We start from the raw sequence: 21,185 nt of genomic DNA, 5'->3' as shown, positions 1-21,185 counted from the left end.
CATAAAAAAGTTTATTGGTGGCGTGTACTCGATCGCTCCGGAAAATACACTTCGCTAGTTTGGTAATCACCGTCAACTGTTGTCGCTTTCAGTTAATAGAATTCAAAGTTGGGGTTTTATTTATTAAAACATCTATAATACTTTTCCCATATTACCTTGTTCATATGGCTTTAAAAGTCTATAAATAGTTTCTATGATTGGTAGTTGCATTCCTTTTGATTTCGCCATACGCAAAGCTCCGCCTTGTAAACTATCTAACTCTAATGGCAACCCTTTGCGGAAATCTTGATGCATGGATGATGTCCCATTTTCCGGAAATTGAAATGCTCTTTCTTCTATTATATCGATAAATTTCTCACCTAAATCTACACCATGCGCAGAAGCTAATTGTTTCATTTCAGCTGCAGCATCCTTGTATAATTCTAATGTTTCTTTTTGGGTACGAATCGGACCTATTTCTAATCGACTTGCTGTTGTAATACCAGAATAAGCCGTAATAAAGGCATACTTATTCCAAATTGCTTCCTGGATTTCATCAGAATAGGTGTATTCGACGTTTGCATTTTTAAGTACGGATTCCAATTGATTACAGGTAGAACGATGGCTATCATCCAACATACCAAAAGTTATATTATGTTGATTACTCGTATGAACTATGTTTCCATCTTGATCTAGAGTGGTTATAATAAAACATAGTCCACCAATGACGGCTTCTTTACCAAACTTTTCTTCCAGAATCTCATAATGTTCTACGCCATTAAGTAATGGTAGGATTTTTGCTCCTCTATTCACTAGTGGTTCAATCATTGGATAGGAATTTTCTAAGTGGTACCCTTTTACAGATAAAAGGACAAGATCACATTCTGTTATTTCTGAGGGGTCTGTTGCTATATTAGGCTGTCTAAAGTAAGTGTCTCCTTTAACACTTTTTATCCTTAATCCAGTACTTTCTAATTTTTCCTTTCGTTTTTCCCGAACTAGAAATGTCACATTCGCACCTGCATCAGCTAATCGCGAACCAAAATAACCTCCAACTGCACCGGCACCTAATACGGTTATATTCATTATTATCCATCCCCTTTAATCGATTCTTCCTATATTATTTTCGACAAAGGGTCCATTGAATCCTTCTCCAAACAATTGAATTGTATTAAAGGAATTTTCATTATCTTCATAGAATAACTCAATATAAAGGAAAACTTCATCAGTGGTTTTTTACGGAAAAGAGAGTGATTATACAAAATGAGTTATATCATAAAAAAAATGACTCAAAAGCATGCTATAGAAATTCTTACTTGGAAATATGAGAAACCGTATGATTTTTATAATAATGTACTCTCAGGAGACGCACTATTAGAATTACAAAATGGCTCCTATCGTACCGTACATAGTCCAACAAGAGAGCTGATTGGTTTCTTTTGTTTTGGTTCATCAGCACAAGTACATTCCAAAAACCATAAAGAAATCTATAAAGATAACTGTTTAGATATCGGAATTGGTATGAAACCTGAACGAACAGGTCAGGGGAATGGACATCTTTTCTTCGCAAATATTCTCCAATGTATTGAAGAGGAATTTCCAAAGTCCGTGATTCGATTAACCGTAGCCAGTTTTAATAAGAGAGCCATTCATTTATACGAAAAATTTAACTTTGTACAAGTACATGAGTTTTCAAATAGTCGTGCAACCTTTATAACAATGATTAAGAAAAAATAGTTGTACAAGTACTCCTTTTTGAATAGATATAGGTAGACAAGCTATTTCAAAGAGGAGTGTATGACTTGAGCGTTTTTCTCAGCTACATATTTTTAGGATTATCTCTAGCGGCTCCAATTGGCCCTGTTAATGCGGCACAACTCGATCGTGGAATTAAGGGAGGGTTCTTCCCTGCTTGGTTTGTTGGTCTTGGTGCAATTACTGCCGATGCTATTTATATGTTAATTGTGTATTTAGGAGTAGTTCATGTAATTGACACTCCATTTATAAAGACATTTTTATGGCTATTTGGTGGGTTTGTACTTATTTATACAGGGATAGAAAGCATGGTCAGTTCAAAAAAGTTAACTACGAATCAAAATCGGTTGTCTGAGCCACTACACAAATCCTTTTTTGCTGGCTTTATTATGTCCATCACGAATCCTCTAACCATTTTATTTTGGCTTGGTATTTACGGATCCGTTTTAGCAAATACTGCTAGCACCTATGGATATGAAGCATTATTGCTATACAGCATCGCCATTTTTATTGGGTTACTAACCTGGGATGTGTTTATGGCAGCTTTATCAAGTAGTTTTCGAAAAGTACTTAACATTAAATTACTGCGAGCCATTACCATTTTCTCGGGACTTGCTTTGATTGGATTTGGCATTTATTTTAGTACACAAGGCATTATGTTGATGATTGAGTATTAGCTTCTTTTTTCCATTTTTTATTCATAAAGAAAACGACAATTGCAATTAACGCTAATATCCCAATACTTATAAAGAATCCAGGTCGATTCGTTTGATCGAGTAATGTACCACTAATACCTGCAAGCAAAAGACCAATTCCTGTAAAATACATGATTTGCATACTAAATTTAGGTTTTAATAGTTTCCTTGCGCTAAGGATAATAAACAGCCAATTGTATAAAAGCATTAGTCCCGCACCGGTAGTAATGTAAGTGTAAATTTTGTCAGGCAATACAAGTGCCATAACGATCGAACCAATTAAACCAATAATTAAAATGACAAGGGCTGGAATCGGGATTGCCAGCCTCCCTTCTTTTGCAAAGAAACGAGGGGCATCCCCATCTTGAGCTAGAGAAACTAGGATTGTAGTTACACCATAAAAAGACCCAACCATCGTTGAAAAACCAGCAATAATCATTGCTCCATTTAGAATATGAGTAACATATGGTAACTTAAACCCCTCGATAGAAATGATGAAAGGACTCTCTTCAGCTGGAAAATCACCCCACGGAACTAGAATTAGTGCTAGGCCAAGGGCTAAAACATAAATAACGACAAGTGATAAAATCATGACACGACCAGCTTTGGGCGCTTCTTTAGGATTCTTTAATTGAACAGCCATTAATCCCATTACTTCAATCCCACCAAAAGCATAAAAGGCAAAAATCAGTGCAGACCAGAATCCAACAAATCCAGTTGGGAAAAACTCACCAACCGACTTTGGGATATTTAATTCCTCTGCCCCATCAATTATTCCAAAAACAAAAGCACCAGCAAGTCCAATAAACATAACAAGTGCTGCTAGTTTCATGATTGCTAGTACATTTTCAACTTTACTTAAACCTTTTGATCCAATTAATAAAACGAATAAACCTATAATTGCATACGCACCTGCTAACATCCACAACGGGATATTAGGGAACCAGAACCTCGTAAATATAGCCAAGGCTGTCAATTGGCTCCCCATAATAAGTATCTCAACGCTCCAATAAATCCATCCAATTCCAAATCCGGCCCACCGACCGTACGCCTCTTTTGCATATGTTCGAAATGCTCCTTCTTCTGGATGGTCTGCAGTCAGTTTTGCTAAAGCATCAAACACGATGTATGTAGCAATCCCAGCAATAACTAGTGCTAGTATTATGGATGGACCACCGAGTTGAATCCCGATACTGGACCCTAAGAAAAAACCTGTACCAATCGTACAGCCTACACCAAATAAAGATAGTTGCCACCATTTCATATTTTTCTCTTCATTTTTCGTTTGCCCCATAATAATCCTCCTACTTACACACTTCACCTTTACATTCCCCAACAATCGATCAATTTAATTCGGAAAATAATGGGTGCATCGAAGATTTTTCAATTGGGTATTGTAATCGGTATAGGAGGGATAACTGTGATAAATGAGGACTTCGACAAGTTAGTAAAATACCAGAAGAAAGAAAAGACTGATTATCTAGGTCATGGTGAACGTGGAAAGGAACTAGATCCAAATACGAACAATCGTAAAACTTCCAACAAACACCCCGGGGCTACTGGAAGAGATGTTTGATTTTAAAAAACAGTGGGGTTTCCCCACTGTTAATTATTCAGCCAATACTTACTACCATCACGATTTCTTAACATAAATCCATACTCAATAAAATATCGGCGTATTGTAACAAAGTCATCGAAGACAGATTTAATGATATGATTCACTTCTTTCTCGGTATATTCCTTATTTGCTTCGAAGCGTGTTAATAAATGTTGTAATATAATAATTTTCCGCTTTTCTTTACTCGGAAATTGGCTTAGTGGTCCATCTAATCCATTTTTAAAATAAGTACTCAGCACTTTTTCTCTCTCTTGTTCCGTGATTGCATAGCGTTCGTCCACCATTGTAGCCCCCTTGTGTATCTGTATAAATGGATCTTCCTCCTGTTGCTCTCGTTCTTCCGTTAGCAATTCCATGATTGTCAAAAAGACTTTTGCTTGTTTTTCTTTTTCCTTAAGTTTAAAGCGATGCGTACGAATAGTAGATGTACTCCCTGCATCCATTTCATCCACAATTTCTTTGTCAGACATGCCAGCTTTAAAATAGCTAATGATTTCTTTTTGCAAGTCTGTTAATCCAGTATATTTCTTGTTCATTTGAAGTAAATAATGAAACATCGAGCCATGTTGGTCCCTAATGTGTTGTTTTACTGCAAATTCTGCTTCATATAATAATTCACCATTTGGATAAATTATTCCCTTCTGATAGGCCTTACCACAAACAATGCAAGTAAATACATCTTTGTTTTTGACATACCCTTGTTTTAACTCATCAATGGAAGCATTCCAAAACAATTCTTCTCTTTCCAATAAATTCACCTCTTTTTAAACATTTCATATTAATGTCTACTCATTTACAAACATCTTACTATAACGTTTATATTTTATCAATTAATCAATACCTAAAAAAACCTTCATCGAAATTGGGTTTCGATGAAGGTTTTTTCAATTATTTTTTAGCACTTCTGCTAAATGCATGATTCTTCTCACATCATGTTCATAGTTCGAATCTTTCAATGTTTGTGCTAAGGACAGTAAGATGCTTTCTAATACAAATTCTTTTGGTTCAGCTGATTTCATTTCTTGTAAAATAAACTCAATATATTCCAATTCCTTAGATACATCCTGTTTTTCCCTAGACAATTTCTCTTTTAATTTTTTTAACGTATCTATAAATTGTTCTTCAATATCAGCAGAATCTGAAGCATCGATTTCTAATAAAATCCAATCTTTTTTAAAAAATAGCTCTCCAGATTCAATCTGCTCGTATACCATTGGTTTTAGTCGATTTAACACAAATTGAATCGGCTGCTCTATTGGAATATCTCTATCGCTGTTTATTTTCCAAAAATGCATGATATGGTGTAGCATTCCTAAAAAGATTACAGCATGGTCAACAATATAATCTTGCTTCTCTAGTTGGAACAATTCATAAATACGATTCCCAATCCACTTAATCTCTTTTGTGTGTTGTTTCTTCATAAACTCAATTAAATCTTTGTCACTAGAAAAAGTCACTGTTTCAAATAGATGGAGTAAATTGTATTCTTTGTTCATATTCATTCTGACTGCTACTTGATCAATGAATACTTTTTCATCTGTTTTCTTTTTCCCGTATTCAAGCTCTTGTCTTCTTTGGTCACCTTTTTCTTCCACAAATTCTAAGATAGCCATCAAGCATTCATTTTTCGAGACAAAATAATTATAAAATGTTCCTTTGGCAATATTAGCTTCATTAATAATATCTTGTATAGACGTTTTAGAGAAACCTTTATTCACAAACAGCTTAAGTGCTGCATCGATAATTTGTTGTTTTTTGGGGTTCATGCTTTTCACCTTTACTTTCTTCACAGCTTTTTTTAGGTTATGAACGCATACTAATTATACCGTCATTCTATTACTAAAACACTGTTTAATCAACATTATATTCTTTTTCAAAGTTTACTATTGCATATTTTAGACTATCGGTATAGAATATGTGAAGTACAAATTGATATTAAATGAAAGAAGGAAAATATATGACTGAGACATCAGCGATCCCTAATAAACCTCCTTATGCCATGATTGCCATTTTATTTGTTGGTGCATTCGTGGCAATTTTAAATGAAACATTATTAAATGTTGCACTACCGACTATCATGCATGAGTTTGAAGTGAAACCAACTGCCGTTCAATGGCTTTCAACTGGCTATATGTTGATTAATGGAATATTGATCCCTGCCAGTGCTTTCTTAATTCAACGATTTACAAACCGATCCCTATTTATCACAGCAATGAGCTTATTCACAATTGGTACTGTTTTAGCTAGTATATCACCGACATTCGGTATTTTAGTTGTAGCTAGAATGATCCAAGCTGCTGGTTCAGCGGTCATGATGCCATTACTGATGAACGTTATGCTTGTTTCTTTCCCAATTGAAAAACGTGGGACAGCAATGGGATTCTTTGGGCTTGTTATGATTGTTGCTCCTGCATTGGGACCAACACTTTCCGGATACATCGTTCAACACTATGATTGGAGAACATTATTTACTATTGTTATTCCGTTTTCAGTTATCGCATTAGTGTATTCGATTTTCCGATTGAAAAACTTAACACCACAACGTCCAATTAAATTAGATGTTCTTTCTATTATTCTATCAAGTCTTGGATTTGGTGGATTGTTATACGGATTTAGTATTGCAGGTGAAGGCTGGAGTAACCCAATGGCCTATGGAACCATTATCGTTGGTGCCGTCTCATTAGTTATTATGATTCTACGACAATTCCGTTTAGAGGAGCCAATCTTAGAGTTTAGGATTTTTAAATATCCTATGTTTGCACTTTCTCAAACAATTGCTATTGTCTTATCAATGGCATTATTCTCAGCAATGATTTTGCTACCAATTTACGTACAGGATATCCGTGGTTTTTCACCGATGGAAGCAGGTTTATTAATGCTACCAGGGGCACTTGTAATGGGAATTATGTCTCCTATTACAGGGAAATTATTTGATATGTTTGGTCCGAGGAATTTAGCCATTGTTGGATTATCTATTACAATTGTAACTACGTACTTCTTTAGTCAATTAGATATGGAAATTGCTTACTCAAGTATGGTTATATTATTCGCTGTTCGAGCATTTGGAATGTCCATGGTATTCATGCCTATCATGACAAATGGGTTGAATGAGTTACCACAAAGATATTATCCACACGGTACGGCAATGAATAACACATTACAGCAAGTTACTGGTGCTATCGGAGCTGCAGTACTAGTTAGTTTGATGAATGCACGTTCGGAATCAAAAGGGGAAGAACTTTACATGCAAGCTTTAGCTACTGCTGAAAATGGAGTTACGAAAGAAATGGAAGCATCCATCCTAAAAGAAGCAATGCTTAATGGGGTTAATCTTTCATTCTTTATCTCTACTATAGTAATTGTTCTAGCACTTGTCTTAACCTTCTTTATGAAGCGAATTACATCTTCAGCAGAAGACATTAAACCAGAAACACAAGATTCGGAAATCAATGAAAACCCAGCAACACAAGGGTAAATATTATTGAAGATTACGGGAGGTGTAACAACCTCTCGTTTGTTATGTAAGCAAATCAAAAGGCATTGCTAGTATTATAGCAATGCCTCCATTTTTTATTGGGTATAAAGAATATTCCCTTCATTATCTAGCACTTCATAGTAAACTTTTTCAGCACCTGAGATGTAGGAATCATCTTGTAAGAAATCAACAAAAACATGTTTACTATTGATTTCGACACTTGATGAATAGATTTCATCACCATCTTCACTTATTACCGAATAGTTAACGACCTCAGCACCCGGATATTGGTAAACACCGCCCCAAACAAGGTGTTTAGGATTATCTGACTCATTGCCTATTGCATCTAAAGTAATAAATTCATATCGATTTGATATATCAACAATAACACCATAGTTATTATTTGAATCTACTTTAAAATTATCAAAAAGTGTTTTTTTGTATGTGCTTTGAACAATCATATATTCATCCTGAGAATTCTTCGTTAAAAAAATAACAATTCCATTCTCATCATCTTGATATAGAATATCTGGTTGGTCATGGTCATACCCACTATTCCTAACTGCTTCTTCTAAACTACTAGACGAACAACCTGACATTAAAATTAGTAACACCAATAACAAAAGCCCTTTTCTCATATTCCTCCCCCTGATAAGATTGGCACTGCATGCTTCCCAACCCGAGTTTAGTAAAATGAATATGTAAAATGTGTTTATTAAATAGGTTATATCCTCTAATAATTAGACGAAACAGAACAGGAAAAGGTTTCAAATAATTGCAATTTATATTAGGTGAAGTTTTCATAACAATGATTGCCTCTAGTTTGAAATGTTTTACTTAGTCTCTTATATTCGATACCCTGAACTATCCCTAAGAACTTCTAATAAGTTTTTAAACAAATTGCGTTGACTAGGACTCTCCCAATCTTCTTCAAATTCAGCCATCAGCCACATAACCTCATCTAAAAAGACATGTTCTATTGCTTTCTGCCAAGAATCCCTTTCCAAATCCGTTAAGAATACTGATTCCTTATACCCTCGTAAAAATTCCTCCCACTCATCTGTAGTAAAGACTCGGTCCGGTGCACTATCCATTTCATTATGGAAAAGTAATAATGCGAGCGCCAAATCAAATATTCTAGGAATCCATGACGCATTATCAGGATCGATCAAATAAGGGTCTGGACGATAAATTAAATTATTTGCTTTATAATCATGTGGTGTTGCTATATGTGGCAATCCACTATCCTTTAATTCTTCTTGGACTAAAACAACCGACAACAACTTCTCCCTTAGAGAAAGGGTATCTACAGGAAAATTCACCTTACTTGCATACTCATGAATATGATGTACACTGGCTTCAACTTCATCTTCATTAAAATCATATACATCATACTCGGACAGGCCAAAGGAGTTTTCCTTCGGTGACAAAGCATGGATTTCACCTAATAGTTTTCCAGCTTCATAGATTTCTTTTCTTGTTCCTTCATACTTATCTCCTTTAATAAATGGATAAGCAATATACGTTTCATCATCTATTCTTTGTGGATTTTCCACTGGAAGCTTTACTGGGGTTACCACTTGAATATTATGTTCCTTAAGCATTAGAAGATAATCAATTAAGGCTTTTGGATTGTCTTGAGTTCTCTTAATGATGACATCATTGATCTTGTATACTGGTGAAAATGGATAAATACTCTCCGGCTCAACATCCAATTCAAAACCGAACGCCTTCAAAATTTCCCTTCCATTTTCGTTCGATTCTTCTGTTATAAAAGGGTTTTCTAAACAATAAATCACTTGTTCTTCTCCAAATCGCTGTAGCTTCTCTTTCACCACAAAACCTTGTTTTTCCAATAACTTTCTTGAAGCCTCATTTGCAACCTGGGTTTCTGCTACAATATTCAGTAGCTTGAGATGTGTGAAAGCATACATTACTATTTCCTTAACTACTTCGGATCCAATTCCTTTTTTCCACCATCTAGGTAAAAGTTGATAGGACACTTCCACATCCGTCCCATTATGGTGAGTGTCTAAGGAAATTAATCCAACAAATTCATCGTTATCAAGAGTTCGAATAACCCACAACTTTTTTTCCGGTTCTATTAGTTCATGAAAAGTAGTACGAATCTCTTCTTCCTCACGTATACCACCAAGGTACTTCATTGTTTCTTCGTTGTTATATAGTTCTTTTACATGCTTATAATCTTCTCGAACTACTTTAGATAAATAACATCTTGCCGTAACAATTTCCTTGGAATGTACATCATTTTTGATGACATCATTTATTAATTTCCTGTCACCTGGATACCCCAGTTCATCGTCTTTCAATTGGTTCAAGTCTTTCCAGTCCACGTCATAAATTAAGTGATCAGGGTCATCTATCCTTTTCTCTCCACCAATTACTTTCACTTCAAAGTATTGAACCTCGAAATGATAGGTATCCGTTGTATTTTTCTTTATAAATAATGGTTGTACAATTTCTACATCATATCCAGTTTCTTCTTTTACTTCACGTATACAACATGCTTCAAACGTTTCATCGGACTGCTTACCTCCAGAAGGTACAGCCCAAAGCTTGTCTTCTTCCGTTGTACCCTGTTTCACCATAAGCAATTTCCCATGTTCACTGACACATATACCAGCTGCTCCAGACCATATTCTCATTTTATCGACTCCTTGATGCTAGTTATGAGCTCGTTAAATTGAGTCTCTGTTGTTATCGTTCTTTTAATAATGCGATTGATTTATTAACTGACGTCTCGACATATCCAATAATTTGCTGCAACGTAAACACTTGAAGTTCTTCTTCTAAAACTTCCTTACTATAGTTCATATCTCCTTTTAGGGAAGGTATGAATGCCAACACATCCTTTTTTGTTACCTCTTCTAAATCAGGAATAGTATCATCGGTATTGTCTAAGATATCTTCTCGCACCCCATAATAATCGAGTAATTTGCCATTTAATAAATAAAAATCATGATGATATCGTTTATGTAGATCAGGATTGTTTTCCATACGATTTTTTAACCACGGAATGTAAAATCCTTGTAGCCAAAGATCGTCAGCAACCAGATGAGTAAAGTATCCTAGCATATAATCTTCTTTCGAATTATATTTCTTGTAGAACGTTTCATACGCAATGTTTCTAGTAAACTTTTCATGATCACCTTCATAGAAATGAGATTGTTCTTTCGGTGCAACAGCATCTGGAGCAATCCCACCTACTAAAAATGCTAGTTTATTTTTTATTGGCAATCGTTTCGTTAACTCATTTGCGATAATTAAATGCATGATTCTTGAACCCATCTTTTCCTCCTAACGAATCGCTTCTTCAACAGCTTTTCGAGCATGGATTTCAGTTGTATCAAACAACGGAACACGTGAATGTTCTGGTTTGATCAATAAGCCTATTTCAGTACATCCCAATATAATTCCTTCTGCTCCTTGCTCGATTAAGCGTTCAATAACGTTAATATAGTTTTTTCTTGAACTTTCACGAATCTCACCATGGCATAATTCGTGGAAGATAATATCATTGATCATTTCTCGTTCCGCTTTTGCTGGAGTGATGACCTCGATTTCTTTTTCTTCGATTCTACTCTTGTAAAAATCTTGTTCCATCGTATATTTTGTTCCTAATAAACCAATCTTTTGTAACCCTTGTTGGTTTATAAGCTCAGCTGTTGCATCAGCAATATGCAATATCGGGATGTTTACTTTACCTTCTATTTGCTCTATCACTTTATGCATCGTATTTGTGCAAATAAGAATAAAGTCAGCACCAGCATTTTCTAAATTTACTCCTACTTCTGCTAACTCTTCTCCAGCTTTATCCCACTGACCTAGAGTTTGATAGCGTTCAATTCCCTCAAAATCAACACTATACAGAATACATTTTGCAGAGTGTAGATTGCCAAGCTTCTTATTTACCAATTGATTAATTAGCCGATAATACTCAGCAGTTGATTCCCAGCTCATCCCTCCGATTAAGCCGATCGTTTTCATAGATTTCCTCCTTAAACTGATGTACTTTTTTATTGATGATTTCAGTAATTAATGTTGGGTTCTCTAGATGAATGGAGTGGCCATGATCCGTCTGAATAAAGTCAGTATTACTAGACAGTCCACATAGAAGTTGTTGATGTTCTCGCCAAATGGGGTCTGGATTGTTTGAACTAATTACAGTAACGGGCAAATCATTTGGTAACGGCTTAGCATCAGCTACTTGTCTAGCCGACGTTTCACTATTTAAAAATTCCTTGTAAAGGGCCTCAAATGCTTTCGGTTGGTAACTAATATAATCAGCATAGCTTTGATGTTCTCCGTTCAACCTGCTCCGTCCAACACCATGCCTTAGTAGCCTTGGCAGTCCAATTTCAGAGGTTATATATCCGAATTGATAGAGTAAAAGATTTTTTTGATAGGCTTTCTTTCTATTTTCATCCCAATTTTCATGTAAATATCTGTTTTCATGGACGCCATCAATTAGTATTAACGAGTTAACCAATTCAGGATAAGTGCTCGCAAATAATCTCATATTCAAGGTTCCAAATGAGTGCCCAACTAAAATATATGGTGGCTTGGCTGATGTTTTATCTAAAATCCCTTTAATATCTTTTACAACGTCTTCACTTGTATAATTATCTTTAGAAGGTGAACTCCAACCGTATCCAGCACGGTCAAATGAAATAACTTTAGCAAGCTTGGATATCTCAGGCTGCACATGGATCCAATCTAAGGAACAACAACTTAAACCTGCGTCTAATACAACTGTACAATTCGTACTCTCATTACCTGAAATAATTGTATGAATCAATCGGCCATTTATCTTTACTAATTCTCCTGGCGCTTCAACTTCTCTTCGCCTATTCATTCCTAAATTGGCTAAATAGAAAGGAAAGCCTATAGTATTTACGACTCCTCTTACAACCCTTACTGCCTTCATTTATATCTCCTTTTGAAATCCGGACTTAATTCACTCCATACATCAAATTTATTCCCATTCAGGTCACTAAAAACAAAGTTTCTTCCTGCGTGCCCTCTATTCTCTATTTCCCCAACAGGAACCCCTCTTTCTAGTAATCTTTTATGTATTTCTTCTAAATTACGAAGTCCATCTACCTCAAACGTACATGAAAAATGTTCTTTTCCCTGATAGTCTATAAAGTTCGATGTTTCCCCTAATTCAGCCTTCACCAAAAAGAAACTTTGATTTGCCATGTCAACGATGGCTTTTTCATCATCTAAATAATTAATAACAACATCCAGTTTTTCCTCATACCAATTTGCAGATTCTTTTACATCTTGAACAGGGAGATAGGTAGTTCCAATTCGTTTTAATGCTCCCAATCTAATTCCCACTTTCTATTTTCATAATGATTATAATTATTATAACATTTAAAATGTGGTAAGATAGAATTAATTTACATTAGATAGGAAGTGGACATATTGGATAAATGGGAATTTGCAGTAGAAACATGGTCATTAGGAATTACTAGTGCAGACCGAGAAGAATTCGAAGCGAAATTAAATGAATATGGAAGAAATGGATGGGATCTTGTAAATGTTATCCCACAAGTCGGTGGACGTGGATTAGAAGTTTCTGTTGAATTTAATCAATTAATTTTTAAGAGAAAAATAGAGGGGTAGAATTGTGAAGTTTGCTGTTATAACTGATATTCATGGAAATTCTCATGCATTACAAGCAGTATTGAATGACATTGACTTACAGACTGACATTCATTATATTTATTGCCTTGGAGATATGATTGCTATTGGACCTGATACAAATGAAGTTCTAGAAATCCTGTTTTCTAGAGATGATGTTTCAATGATCACAGGTAATCATGATGAAGCTGTTATTGCTTTATTAAATGGAGAACCATATCCAGATAGCCATAGGCATGTAATAGAGCATCATCAGTGGATAGCTAATCAACTTAATCCAAAGTACATCGAAAAATTATCTACACTCCCTAGAATCATAAAGGAAAACATACAAGGCATTTCTATTATATATTCACATTATTACATTGATGCCTCCAACATAAATGTGCCCATTCATCAAGATCCTTTTCATTCTATCGTTGAACCTTCATTACAAAACATGGATTCACTGTTTGAACCTTATGACGCTGATTTAATCTGTTTTGGTCATCATCATCCACGCCATTATTTTCGTGGAGATAAAAAGACCTATCTTAATCCTGGGTCTCTCGGTTGCCAACACGATGCCATTGCACCATATGCAATTGTTAACATTGAAAGGAACGCATTTTCAATAGATATAAGAGAAGTACCATATAATAAAATAGATTTCCTAAGAGAATTTGAAAAACAAAACATACCGGAAAAAGAATTCATCCTAAAAACGTTTTATGGTATTTAAGTATAGAAAATGTGATTATATAATAATCGAAGAATGAACTTTTTATTTTTAATTAATATATTGAATTATTTATATTTTAATGTATAATGATTAAAATAATATAAAAGCAAAGAAGAGAAGAGTAAATCAACTTTATTCCTTTGCAGAGAGCTTCGGTTGGTGAAAAGAAGTATTGAACAGTTGATTGAATATGGTCTCTGAGCTGCATAGCTGAACTCCATAATGAGTAAGGTTGTGACGAGATTTGGCACTCGTTATAAATGTCAGAGTATAAGAACATATCAGTGAAACTTCATTCAGTGGGGGTATTACTGCCCGTTACATGTGGGATATATTGTTCCGTACTTATTGAGACTAATCATGTGAGTGATTAGTGAATTAAGGTGGTATCACGAGTATAACCTCGTCCTTAGACAACGTTTGTCTGGGGGCGAGGTTTTTTATTTATATTTAAAGGAGGAATTGTATTGAATGTACTAATTGGAGGGGCTTGGCCATATGCAAATGGTTCATTACATTTAGGCCATGTATCAAGTCTATTAACAGGAGATATTTTAGCTCGGTATTATCGATCTAAGGGGGATAATGTACTTTATGTTTCTGGAAGTGATTGCAATGGAACACCAATTACAATTAGAGCAAAACAAGAAGGGGTGTCACCTAAAGAAATAGCTGATAGATATCATAAAGAATTTAGTGAATGCTTTGAGAAACTTGGCTTCACATTTGATTACTATACTCGCACAGACTCAGAGCATCATCATAAGACTGTTCAAGAAATTTTTCTAAAACTATTGGATAATGGAAATATTTATAAAAAGAATATTGAACAGGCGTATTGTAATACATGCGAACAATTTTTACCTGACCGTTTTGTCGAAGGACTTTGTCCTAACTGTGGAAAGGATGCTAGAGGTGACCAATGTGATCATTGTTCGAAAATCTTAGACCCATTAGACCTTTATAACAAGAAATGCAAGATATGTGGGGATGACCCAATTTCAAGAGAAACAGAACACTTCTACTTTAGGTTAAGTGCATTTCAAGATGAAGTAAAAAATTATGTTAATAAAGCAAAAGCTAATGGCTTATGGCGTGAAAATGCAATTAAATTAACTGAGAGGTACTTGAAAGAAGGGTTGCATGACCGTGCAGTCTCAAGAGATTTACCAATTGGTGTTCCTGTACCTGTAAATGGATATGAGGATAAAAAAGTTTACGTATGGATTGAAGCTGTATCTGGTTATTATTCTGCTAGTAAAAAATGGGCAAAGGAAAATAAAAAAGATGATTCTATTTATTGGAACAACGATACAAAATCTTACTATATACACGGAAAAGATAATATTCCATTTCACTCCATTATTTGGCCATCCATCTTGATGGGGATAAAAGAACATGCTCTACCTACTCACATCGTTTCTAATGAGTTTCTAACTGTGGAAAATAAAAAGCTCTCAACTAGTAAAAACTGGGCCGTATGGGTACCAGATTTGATTCAACATTATCATCCAGACTCCATCCGGTATTTCTTAACTATTAATGCACCTGAGAATAGAGACTCTGATTTCTCATGGAGGGAGTTTGTATATAGTCACAATGGTGAATTATTAGGTGCCTATGGAAACTTCGTGAATAGAACATTAAAATTTGTTAATAAGTCCTTTGATGGATTTATTAAAGGTGGAAAAATTGACTCTCAAGTAAAAACTGAAATTGAAAATCTTTATCCACTGGTAGGGACACTTATCGCTGAAGCACGCTTTAAACAAGCACTTGAAATAATTTTTGATTTTATACGAAGTGCAAATAAGTATTTTGACAAACAACAACCATGGATTCAATTGAAGGAGTCTATAACCGATTGCAAAGATACATTGACTACGTGTTTATACATCATTGAAAATTTAGCTCAGTTGTTAAGCCCTTTTCTGCCGTTCTCAAGCAATGAAGTAAAAAAGATCTTAGGTATAGCAGAACTTCATTGGAAGCCTATTGAAAACAACACGTTTACTTTAACAGATGTTAAACCCTTATTTGAAAGAATTGATGTTTCAAAAATTGAGATTGAAATTGAAAAATTAAAAGAAAGATCTACATTGTAATAGATTAGAAATTACTATTACAAATCTAACGGTTGATTTTTTACTCTACTTATTAAAACCTAATGGAACAATAATAATGGAAGTACCCATTTATTACTTGGGTACTTCCATTCTGTGATTTGAAACTGAAACAACTATTTTCTGTTCACTTTCAACACCATTCGGAGCGTTTTTAAAATGTGTCCATCAAATTCATCATCAAACTCTTTCACTACGTTAAACCCTTTTGCTTCATAAAACGTTTTTCCTATTTCATTATCTCGTTCTACATTGATATAAATCTCTTTAACATCTTCTAGTGAATTAATTCCATGCTGTAATAAAGCAGTCCCTATTCCTTTCCCTTGAGCATCTGGTTTCAAATATATGGCCCCAAGTTCTGCTTGTCCTTCCTTATTTACCGGCGAAAAATTTGCAAATCCAACGACTTTCCCTTCTGCTTCAGCAACTAATAATAAGGAATTCTCTATGCGATATTTCATATTTTCATCACTGTAAGCAGCATTTAAAAAGTTATCCTGTACTTCAATGGGAATTATTCCTTCATATGTAGAATGCCAGCTTGATGTCGCTACATCCTGTACTTGTTTTTTATCCTCTTGATTTGCTTTGCGGATCGTAAAATTCATATTTATCCTCCTATGTATTGCTCAAAGTATTCTCTTGATTCTGAATGGGTAAGCTTAGTAGGAACTTCGTCTTTTTCTACAAATAATAATTCACTAATCTCATCATCAGCAGGAGTAAGACTGTCACCTAGAAATTCAACCAAAAACATGGTAGTTTCTTGTTTTTCGTAGCCAATTTTTGATGCTATATGCGATGGAAAATTGAAATAAATTTTCTCATTAAACTGTCTTACAATCTCGTATTCTTTTGAACCAGTTTCTTCTTCTAGTTCACGAAGAATGGCTGTTGTTAGGTCTGTGTCATCTTTCTCTACGCCACCCTTAATAAAATCCCACTCACCCTGGATTTTTTCTTTACCTGTTTTCGTATTGATTTTTATTTTATGTACAAGTAGATATTTATCGTGCTGATAAACAATAGCGCCGACTGCGTGTCTAATCATCGTTAATCACCTATGATTCGGTCATATTTTCCGTTAATTAGTAAAATACGCGTAGTTTCATATCTGTTCGGACATTTAATCTCTTATACTACTAGAATTAGTATAATGTGTTATTTATATTATCCAAATAAGATACCAAATGTCCTCGGACAGGTAAAAACTACCTGTTTTCAATCAATTAAAGTACTATATGTCCTCACATCGATTCTACCATTTAGAGAGGAAGGGTATTCCAAACGATTGGCGCTATTCCTAATATACATGCACTAAAAATCAGTAGCTTAGTAAACGCCTTATTGAATAGCTCACCTTCATTTTGATGTTTCTTAATATCGATCCATATCGTCAATGCAGCAGCAGCGAGCAAACCGAATCGATCCAAAGTACTTTCTAGACCGAAATTAGAATATACGTACATGACCGTTCCACCTATTAGAGTTCCAATTATAAAAAGTAATCCATATCGTACGATCGCATGAGGATTAAAAGATTCGGATAAATACCATTTAGCGATAAAATAAATAATTCCAACTACTGGTATTAAAACAATGATACCAATAATAAAATCCACTTTCTTCACCTCACTGTCTTTGATTTAGTAGCTTTTGCAATGCAAGATTAATGATGTCCGGCCGCTCTAAATAGATAGCATGGGTAGCATTATTAGCTAATATCAATTCACTTCTTTCACTCAGATTAGCCTGGGCATGAATTAATTTTCCCCATGTTTCTTCAAGTAACCTTAACTCATCTTCAGGATAACCTTCTTGTACACTTAATAGAATGTTATATTCTTTATCTCGTTTAATCACAATTAGTGGTAGGTCTGGAAATTCACCCAAATTCTTTATTAGTTCTGCATCGTCTTTCCAATTTGTTATCTCAGAATACATTGCTTGATACATTGATGGATTAACTTGAAATTCTAATAAACGATTCTGTATATAAAAAGGAAGCCTCCTTTGTTGTTTTGTAAGGCTTGGCTGAATCTCCCTTTTTAATTCATTAGATGTCATCTTAGAGTATTCAAGGCATTTTTCTAACCAATGGGCATCTGATCCTTCTTCATCTAAAACAGGTAAATATAATTCATCTAATTTTTTTAAATCAACAGAAGTAGAATCTACTAGAATTACTCCAGAAACCTTCTCGGGATATACCTTAGCAAAATGTTGTACACACAGACCACCATAGGAATGTCCAATTAATATTACAGATTCATTCAGCACAATTTGATCCAACATTTTTTTTAATTCCTCGACTACTGCCGTTGTTGTGCGAGGTTCATTCCCTATTTCACTTTTTCCTAAACCGGGTCTATGAAAAAGAATTACCTTACTATATGTGCTTATTGTATCTGTGACTTCATACCATTCATCAAATGAACAACCCATTCCTGCTAAAATAATAATAGGTGGACCACTATTTCCTTTTCTAAGTACCTCTATTTTCCGGTGATTAATTGTTAAAAGCTCATAATTTTGCATTTTCATGGTCCATTTTTTTCTGTTCTAGTGCAATCTTTTCTCGTTCTAATTTTATCTCTTCTAGCTTCACTTCATTTTTCTTCTTTGTTTCATACATACCAAGGACAATTACTCCAACAAAGACAATAGCTAATAGTAAATAAAATTCTCCCAACAGAACCTCTCCCATTCCAACTTGATATACGCATGTAACTTACTTACAACTTAATTTCTGAGAATAATTGATTGGAAACTTAAATTACCACCAAATGCTTCTACGGGAAGTACTTGAAAATACTCGATTTCAAAAAATTCCTTTAAGATTGTCTGGATTTGCTCATCTTTATAAAAGGAAAAAAATCGTTTTGGTTCATAGGTATCTTCTTCCCAAATACCTTCAGAATCTTGCCCACCATAAACACCCATGTAGAATAACCCAGAAGGCTTTAAAACTCTTTTAATCTCGGATAATACGTTTCTAATTTCATTTTTAGGTACGTGTAAGAGACAATTTAAAGCCCATATGGCATCAAAGGATTGGTCCGGAAAATCTAGTTTTTCAAAACTCATTACCTTGGCATCTAATCCTTTTTCCTTGCATAGTCGAATCATCTCTGGTGATAAGTCAATACTCATTGTTTGGATCCCATTATCTTTGAAAAATAAACTATCATGTCCAGGTCCTGCCCCTAATTCTAGTAAGGATTGCCCTTTAACTAATTTTTCATAAAAGTTCTGTCGTTCCCTCTTCTTCCATTCTGGCAGTGTCAATGCATTTCTCGCTTCCGCTTGTTGATTATATGATGAAACATGTAGTTTTTTAATTGATTCCATAGCTTCTCCCCTTAGCCACTTGTTCGATGATCTGGTTTCTCATTGTTCTCTTTATGAATGGCAATCGTTAGAACTAACCATGCCAATAAGCCAATACCCCCGAATATCAGTGCAACCATTCCACCTTCTCTATTTAGAAAGGCAGGAACGTTTGCTATAAAAGTAATCGTACCAACAATTAATGCAATACTATTAAAATATTTTTTAAAAAAGTTCTTCATTTCTACCTTCCTCCTTATTCATTTTCTTACGTTCCAGTCTAATAATAGTTTCAAAATCTTTAGTTTTTTTAACAGGGATTTGGTACTGAGATGAAAAGTCCATTAATTTTTCGTAAAAATCACCTGGATAATATTGAGTTAAAAAGAGGAAGAAACCATTTTTGAACTTCACAACGGATCGTTTCTTAGCCCACATTGCACGAGTAAATTTAATACTACTAATCTTTTCAGCAGATACACTTTTTTGGAACAATGGTAAACGGATAAAGCAAATGGTAATCTTAATTTCCTCATCTATCTCTACCTGCAATCGCAATAGTCCTATGAGAAGTAAGATAGTAGGAATGATTAATAAAACCAAATGATAGTCTCGTGCAATTAGTACTCCAACAACAATAAGGGCTGTTAATATGGAGTTGCTTGAACGCGAATGATACGTAGTCATTCCGTTTTCTCCTTCCCATTTCCATCAAATAAATATTCAATTAAAAATAATAATAGTGCTAACGCTAACTCTGTAAGTGCAGGAATTTGTACACTAGTCATCCATTCATCAACTAGGAATAAGACAAACCATGTACAGCCTGCGTCAAGAATCAACCTAACAACAAACGTTTTTACTTTGCTTGATATGTATAGAGACATTACATTAAATAAGGCGCGAGCAAATAATTCTAGAAAAATACTAATAATAAACGCAATCACTATATAGGAAAAAAGACTTCCAAAGGAATCATACTCCGCCTCAAAAATTTGAAAGAAACCGATGAAGCCAAAAGCAACGATCGCTAGAAATGCTGCCAGAGCTCCTAATACAACAATGGTTAATAAAGTAAATACTGTTATTTTTCCACCTACACCTAATTCTTTGTCATCTTTCTTGCTGATTGAAATCACATCCCATGAAGAATTACATTAATACAAACCTTCTTATTCTTTTTACAATTTTATCATAAAGTGAAACTTCAAACAGTAGGAATCATTTATCTTTAGAATGAATTTCATACTATTCTAGATACACAAGGAGTATGATAATATAATATTTAAACATGGCAAACCCAATACATAATAATAAATAAAATAGTTTTTAATTCGACTTTTTGGAGGTGAATTATTGTGAATGAGGAAATTGAAGTACGGAGTGTGCAAACGAATAGTAATGCAATTGTTTCTTTAACATTAGGAATTCTATCTATCCTAACCCCATTTATTGGTGGAATACTAGGGATTATCGGAATTGTATTTTCTAGAAAAGCCATCAAAGAGATTGCTACAACAAACGAAGGTGGAAAAGGCCTGGCAAGCTCTGGCATGATATGCAGTATCGTTGGAGTGGTGCTTGAGATTTTTACTATTATTGGTCTACTTTCCTTTTTGCTATTAGTTTCTTCTGGATAAGATTGTTTTTCATAGTACAAAAGCGCAAGCGCCCGGTTAGCGACGTATGGACTGGGACTGAGCCGGAGGAGATAAAGGAAACACGACGACCAGAGGGAGTCGATGTTGACTTATCGTACGGAGGTGAAGGAAGTCTCACTAGTCGCTGGGCGCTGGAGCTGGACGTGGCTATACTT

The 21,185-nt window shown here is 34.7% G+C and carries 27 protein-coding genes and 1 other annotated feature; of the genes, 8 read left to right on the top strand and 19 right to left on the bottom strand.

Going from position 1 to position 21,185, the window contains the following annotated elements; translation table 11 throughout:
• Positions 1-132: 132 nt before the first annotated feature.
• A complete protein-coding gene (locus BUB12_RS09270; RefSeq protein ID WP_072890288.1) occupies positions 133-1,065 on the bottom strand; it encodes a ketopantoate reductase family protein in 933 nt (310 codons plus the stop codon).
• Between the two features lie 177 nt (positions 1,066-1,242).
• On the opposite strand from BUB12_RS09270, the gene BUB12_RS09265 reads away from it, so the two are divergent.
• Positions 1,243-1,716, top strand: a complete 474-nt coding sequence (locus tag BUB12_RS09265) for a GNAT family N-acetyltransferase (protein WP_072890286.1) — start codon at positions 1,243-1,245, stop codon at positions 1,714-1,716.
• 65 nt (positions 1,717-1,781) lie between these two features.
• Positions 1,782-2,411 (top strand): LysE family transporter, encoded by a 630-nt coding sequence (locus BUB12_RS09260; RefSeq protein WP_072890284.1) that lies wholly within the window; start codon positions 1,782-1,784, stop codon positions 2,409-2,411.
• Here the strand turns inward: BUB12_RS09260 and BUB12_RS09255 are convergent.
• Positions 2,389-3,723: an amino acid permease gene (locus tag BUB12_RS09255; protein WP_072890282.1), complete on the bottom strand. Its 1,335-nt coding sequence runs from the start codon at positions 3,721-3,723 to the stop codon at positions 2,389-2,391. The genes BUB12_RS09260 and BUB12_RS09255 overlap by 23 nt on opposite strands.
• Positions 3,724-3,849: 126 nt before the next feature.
• On the opposite strand from BUB12_RS09255, the gene BUB12_RS17665 reads away from it, so the two are divergent.
• Positions 3,850-4,005 carry a hypothetical protein gene (locus tag BUB12_RS17665; RefSeq protein ID WP_159431563.1) on the top strand — a complete coding sequence of 52 codons (156 nt, stop codon included), beginning with the start codon at positions 3,850-3,852 and terminating at the stop codon, positions 4,003-4,005.
• A 29-nt stretch (positions 4,006-4,034) separates the two neighbouring features.
• On the opposite strand, the gene BUB12_RS09250 is transcribed toward BUB12_RS17665, so the two are convergent.
• Together BUB12_RS09250 and BUB12_RS09245 are read right to left on the bottom strand one after the other, a co-directional pair.
• Positions 4,035-4,796, bottom strand: a complete 762-nt coding sequence (locus tag BUB12_RS09250) for a DUF2087 domain-containing protein (RefSeq protein ID WP_407668442.1) — start codon at positions 4,794-4,796, stop codon at positions 4,035-4,037.
• 135 nt (positions 4,797-4,931) lie between these two features.
• Positions 4,932-5,813, bottom strand: coding sequence for a TetR/AcrR family transcriptional regulator (locus BUB12_RS09245; RefSeq protein ID WP_072890278.1), 882 nt, complete (start codon positions 5,811-5,813; stop codon positions 4,932-4,934).
• A gap of 191 nt (positions 5,814-6,004) precedes the next feature.
• Here BUB12_RS09245 and BUB12_RS09240 point away from each other — a divergent pair, with 191 nt between their 5' ends.
• Positions 6,005-7,522, top strand: a complete 1,518-nt coding sequence (locus BUB12_RS09240) for a DHA2 family efflux MFS transporter permease subunit (RefSeq protein ID WP_072890276.1) — start codon at positions 6,005-6,007, stop codon at positions 7,520-7,522.
• Positions 7,523-7,617: 95 nt separating this feature from the next.
• Here the strand turns inward: BUB12_RS09240 and BUB12_RS09235 are convergent, their stop codons facing one another.
• From BUB12_RS09235 to BUB12_RS09200, 6 genes are all read right to left on the bottom strand, one after another.
• Positions 7,618-8,160 (bottom strand): hypothetical protein, encoded by a 543-nt coding sequence (locus BUB12_RS09235; RefSeq protein ID WP_072890274.1) that lies wholly within the window; start codon positions 8,158-8,160, stop codon positions 7,618-7,620.
• A 207-nt stretch (positions 8,161-8,367) separates the two neighbouring features.
• A complete protein-coding gene (locus BUB12_RS17660) occupies positions 8,368-10,188 on the bottom strand; it encodes a GNAT family N-acetyltransferase (RefSeq protein ID WP_159431562.1) in 1,821 nt (606 codons plus the stop codon).
• Positions 10,189-10,240: 52 nt separating this feature from the next.
• Complete coding sequence (locus BUB12_RS09215; RefSeq protein WP_072890272.1) at positions 10,241-10,831, bottom strand: zinc dependent phospholipase C family protein; 591 nt, start codon at positions 10,829-10,831, stop codon at positions 10,241-10,243.
• A gap of 9 nt (positions 10,832-10,840) precedes the next feature.
• Positions 10,841-11,530, bottom strand: a complete 690-nt coding sequence (locus BUB12_RS09210; protein WP_072890271.1) for an aspartate/glutamate racemase family protein — start codon at positions 11,528-11,530, stop codon at positions 10,841-10,843.
• Positions 11,481-12,470 (bottom strand): alpha/beta hydrolase, encoded by a 990-nt coding sequence (locus tag BUB12_RS09205; RefSeq protein ID WP_072890269.1) that lies wholly within the window; start codon positions 12,468-12,470, stop codon positions 11,481-11,483. The genes BUB12_RS09210 and BUB12_RS09205 overlap by 50 nt, the downstream gene beginning before the upstream one ends.
• Complete coding sequence (locus BUB12_RS09200; RefSeq protein WP_072890267.1) at positions 12,467-12,874, bottom strand: VOC family protein; 408 nt, start codon at positions 12,872-12,874, stop codon at positions 12,467-12,469. Before BUB12_RS09200 ends, BUB12_RS09205 begins: the two co-directional genes overlap by 4 nt.
• Positions 12,875-12,973: 99 nt before the next feature.
• On the opposite strand from BUB12_RS09200, the gene BUB12_RS09195 reads away from it, so the two are divergent.
• The 3 genes from BUB12_RS09195 to metG all read left to right on the top strand — a co-directional run bounded on the left by BUB12_RS09195 (position 12,974) and on the right by metG (position 16,018).
• Positions 12,974-13,174 (top strand): DUF4177 domain-containing protein, encoded by a 201-nt coding sequence (locus tag BUB12_RS09195; RefSeq protein ID WP_072890265.1) that lies wholly within the window; start codon positions 12,974-12,976, stop codon positions 13,172-13,174.
• Between the two features lie 4 nt (positions 13,175-13,178).
• Positions 13,179-13,913, top strand: coding sequence for a metallophosphoesterase family protein (locus BUB12_RS09190; protein ID WP_084063289.1), 735 nt, complete (start codon positions 13,179-13,181; stop codon positions 13,911-13,913).
• Positions 13,914-14,013: 100 nt separating this feature from the next.
• Positions 14,014-14,327: a binding site (T-box leader), on the top strand.
• A gap of 53 nt (positions 14,328-14,380) precedes the next feature.
• Positions 14,381-16,018: a methionine--tRNA ligase gene (gene metG / locus BUB12_RS09185; RefSeq protein ID WP_072890261.1), complete on the top strand. Its 1,638-nt coding sequence runs from the start codon at positions 14,381-14,383 to the stop codon at positions 16,016-16,018.
• 134 nt (positions 16,019-16,152) lie between these two features.
• On the opposite strand, the gene BUB12_RS09180 is transcribed toward metG, so the two are convergent.
• The 9 genes from BUB12_RS09180 to BUB12_RS09140 form a co-directional block, all read right to left on the bottom strand.
• Positions 16,153-16,647: a GNAT family N-acetyltransferase gene (locus BUB12_RS09180; protein WP_072890259.1), complete on the bottom strand. Its 495-nt coding sequence runs from the start codon at positions 16,645-16,647 to the stop codon at positions 16,153-16,155.
• Positions 16,648-16,649: 2 nt separating this feature from the next.
• Entirely contained in the window at positions 16,650-17,090 is a 441-nt protein-coding gene (locus BUB12_RS09175; protein WP_072890257.1) for an NUDIX domain-containing protein, read from the bottom strand.
• Positions 17,091-17,304: 214 nt separating this feature from the next.
• On the bottom strand, positions 17,305-17,661 hold the full coding sequence (locus BUB12_RS09170) for a hypothetical protein (RefSeq protein ID WP_072890256.1): 357 nt from the start codon (positions 17,659-17,661) through the stop codon (positions 17,305-17,307).
• Positions 17,662-17,671: 10 nt separating this feature from the next.
• Positions 17,672-18,583: an alpha/beta fold hydrolase gene (locus tag BUB12_RS09165; RefSeq protein WP_234982634.1), complete on the bottom strand. Its 912-nt coding sequence runs from the start codon at positions 18,581-18,583 to the stop codon at positions 17,672-17,674.
• The gene (locus tag BUB12_RS17655; RefSeq protein ID WP_159431561.1) at positions 18,564-18,731 is read right to left on the bottom strand and encodes a hypothetical protein; all 168 of its coding nucleotides are present in this window, start codon (positions 18,729-18,731) and stop codon (positions 18,564-18,566) included. Before BUB12_RS17655 ends, BUB12_RS09165 begins: the two co-directional genes overlap by 20 nt.
• Positions 18,732-18,781: 50 nt before the next feature.
• Positions 18,782-19,390: a class I SAM-dependent methyltransferase gene (locus BUB12_RS09155; protein ID WP_072890252.1), complete on the bottom strand. Its 609-nt coding sequence runs from the start codon at positions 19,388-19,390 to the stop codon at positions 18,782-18,784.
• An 11-nt stretch (positions 19,391-19,401) separates the two neighbouring features.
• Positions 19,402-19,611, bottom strand: coding sequence for a hypothetical protein (locus BUB12_RS09150; protein WP_072890250.1), 210 nt, complete (start codon positions 19,609-19,611; stop codon positions 19,402-19,404).
• Entirely contained in the window at positions 19,595-20,056 is a 462-nt protein-coding gene (locus BUB12_RS09145; protein ID WP_072890248.1) for a hypothetical protein, read from the bottom strand. Before BUB12_RS09145 ends, BUB12_RS09150 begins: the two co-directional genes overlap by 17 nt.
• A complete protein-coding gene (locus BUB12_RS09140) occupies positions 20,053-20,508 on the bottom strand; it encodes a YrvL family regulatory protein (protein WP_072890245.1) in 456 nt (151 codons plus the stop codon). The genes BUB12_RS09145 and BUB12_RS09140 overlap by 4 nt, the downstream gene beginning before the upstream one ends.
• Before the next feature lie 219 nt (positions 20,509-20,727).
• On the opposite strand from BUB12_RS09140, the gene BUB12_RS09135 reads away from it, so the two are divergent.
• Complete coding sequence (locus BUB12_RS09135) at positions 20,728-21,009, top strand: DUF4190 domain-containing protein (RefSeq protein ID WP_234982632.1); 282 nt, start codon at positions 20,728-20,730, stop codon at positions 21,007-21,009.
• Positions 21,010-21,185 lie beyond the last annotated feature (176 nt).

This window comes from Ornithinibacillus halophilus (assembly GCF_900129485.1).
GTDB classification, from domain to species: domain Bacteria; phylum Bacillota; class Bacilli; order Bacillales; family Amphibacillaceae; genus Ornithinibacillus; species Ornithinibacillus halophilus.
The sequence above is the reverse complement of the archived record's forward strand: the minus strand, read 5'-3'. Positions and strand labels throughout refer to the sequence as shown.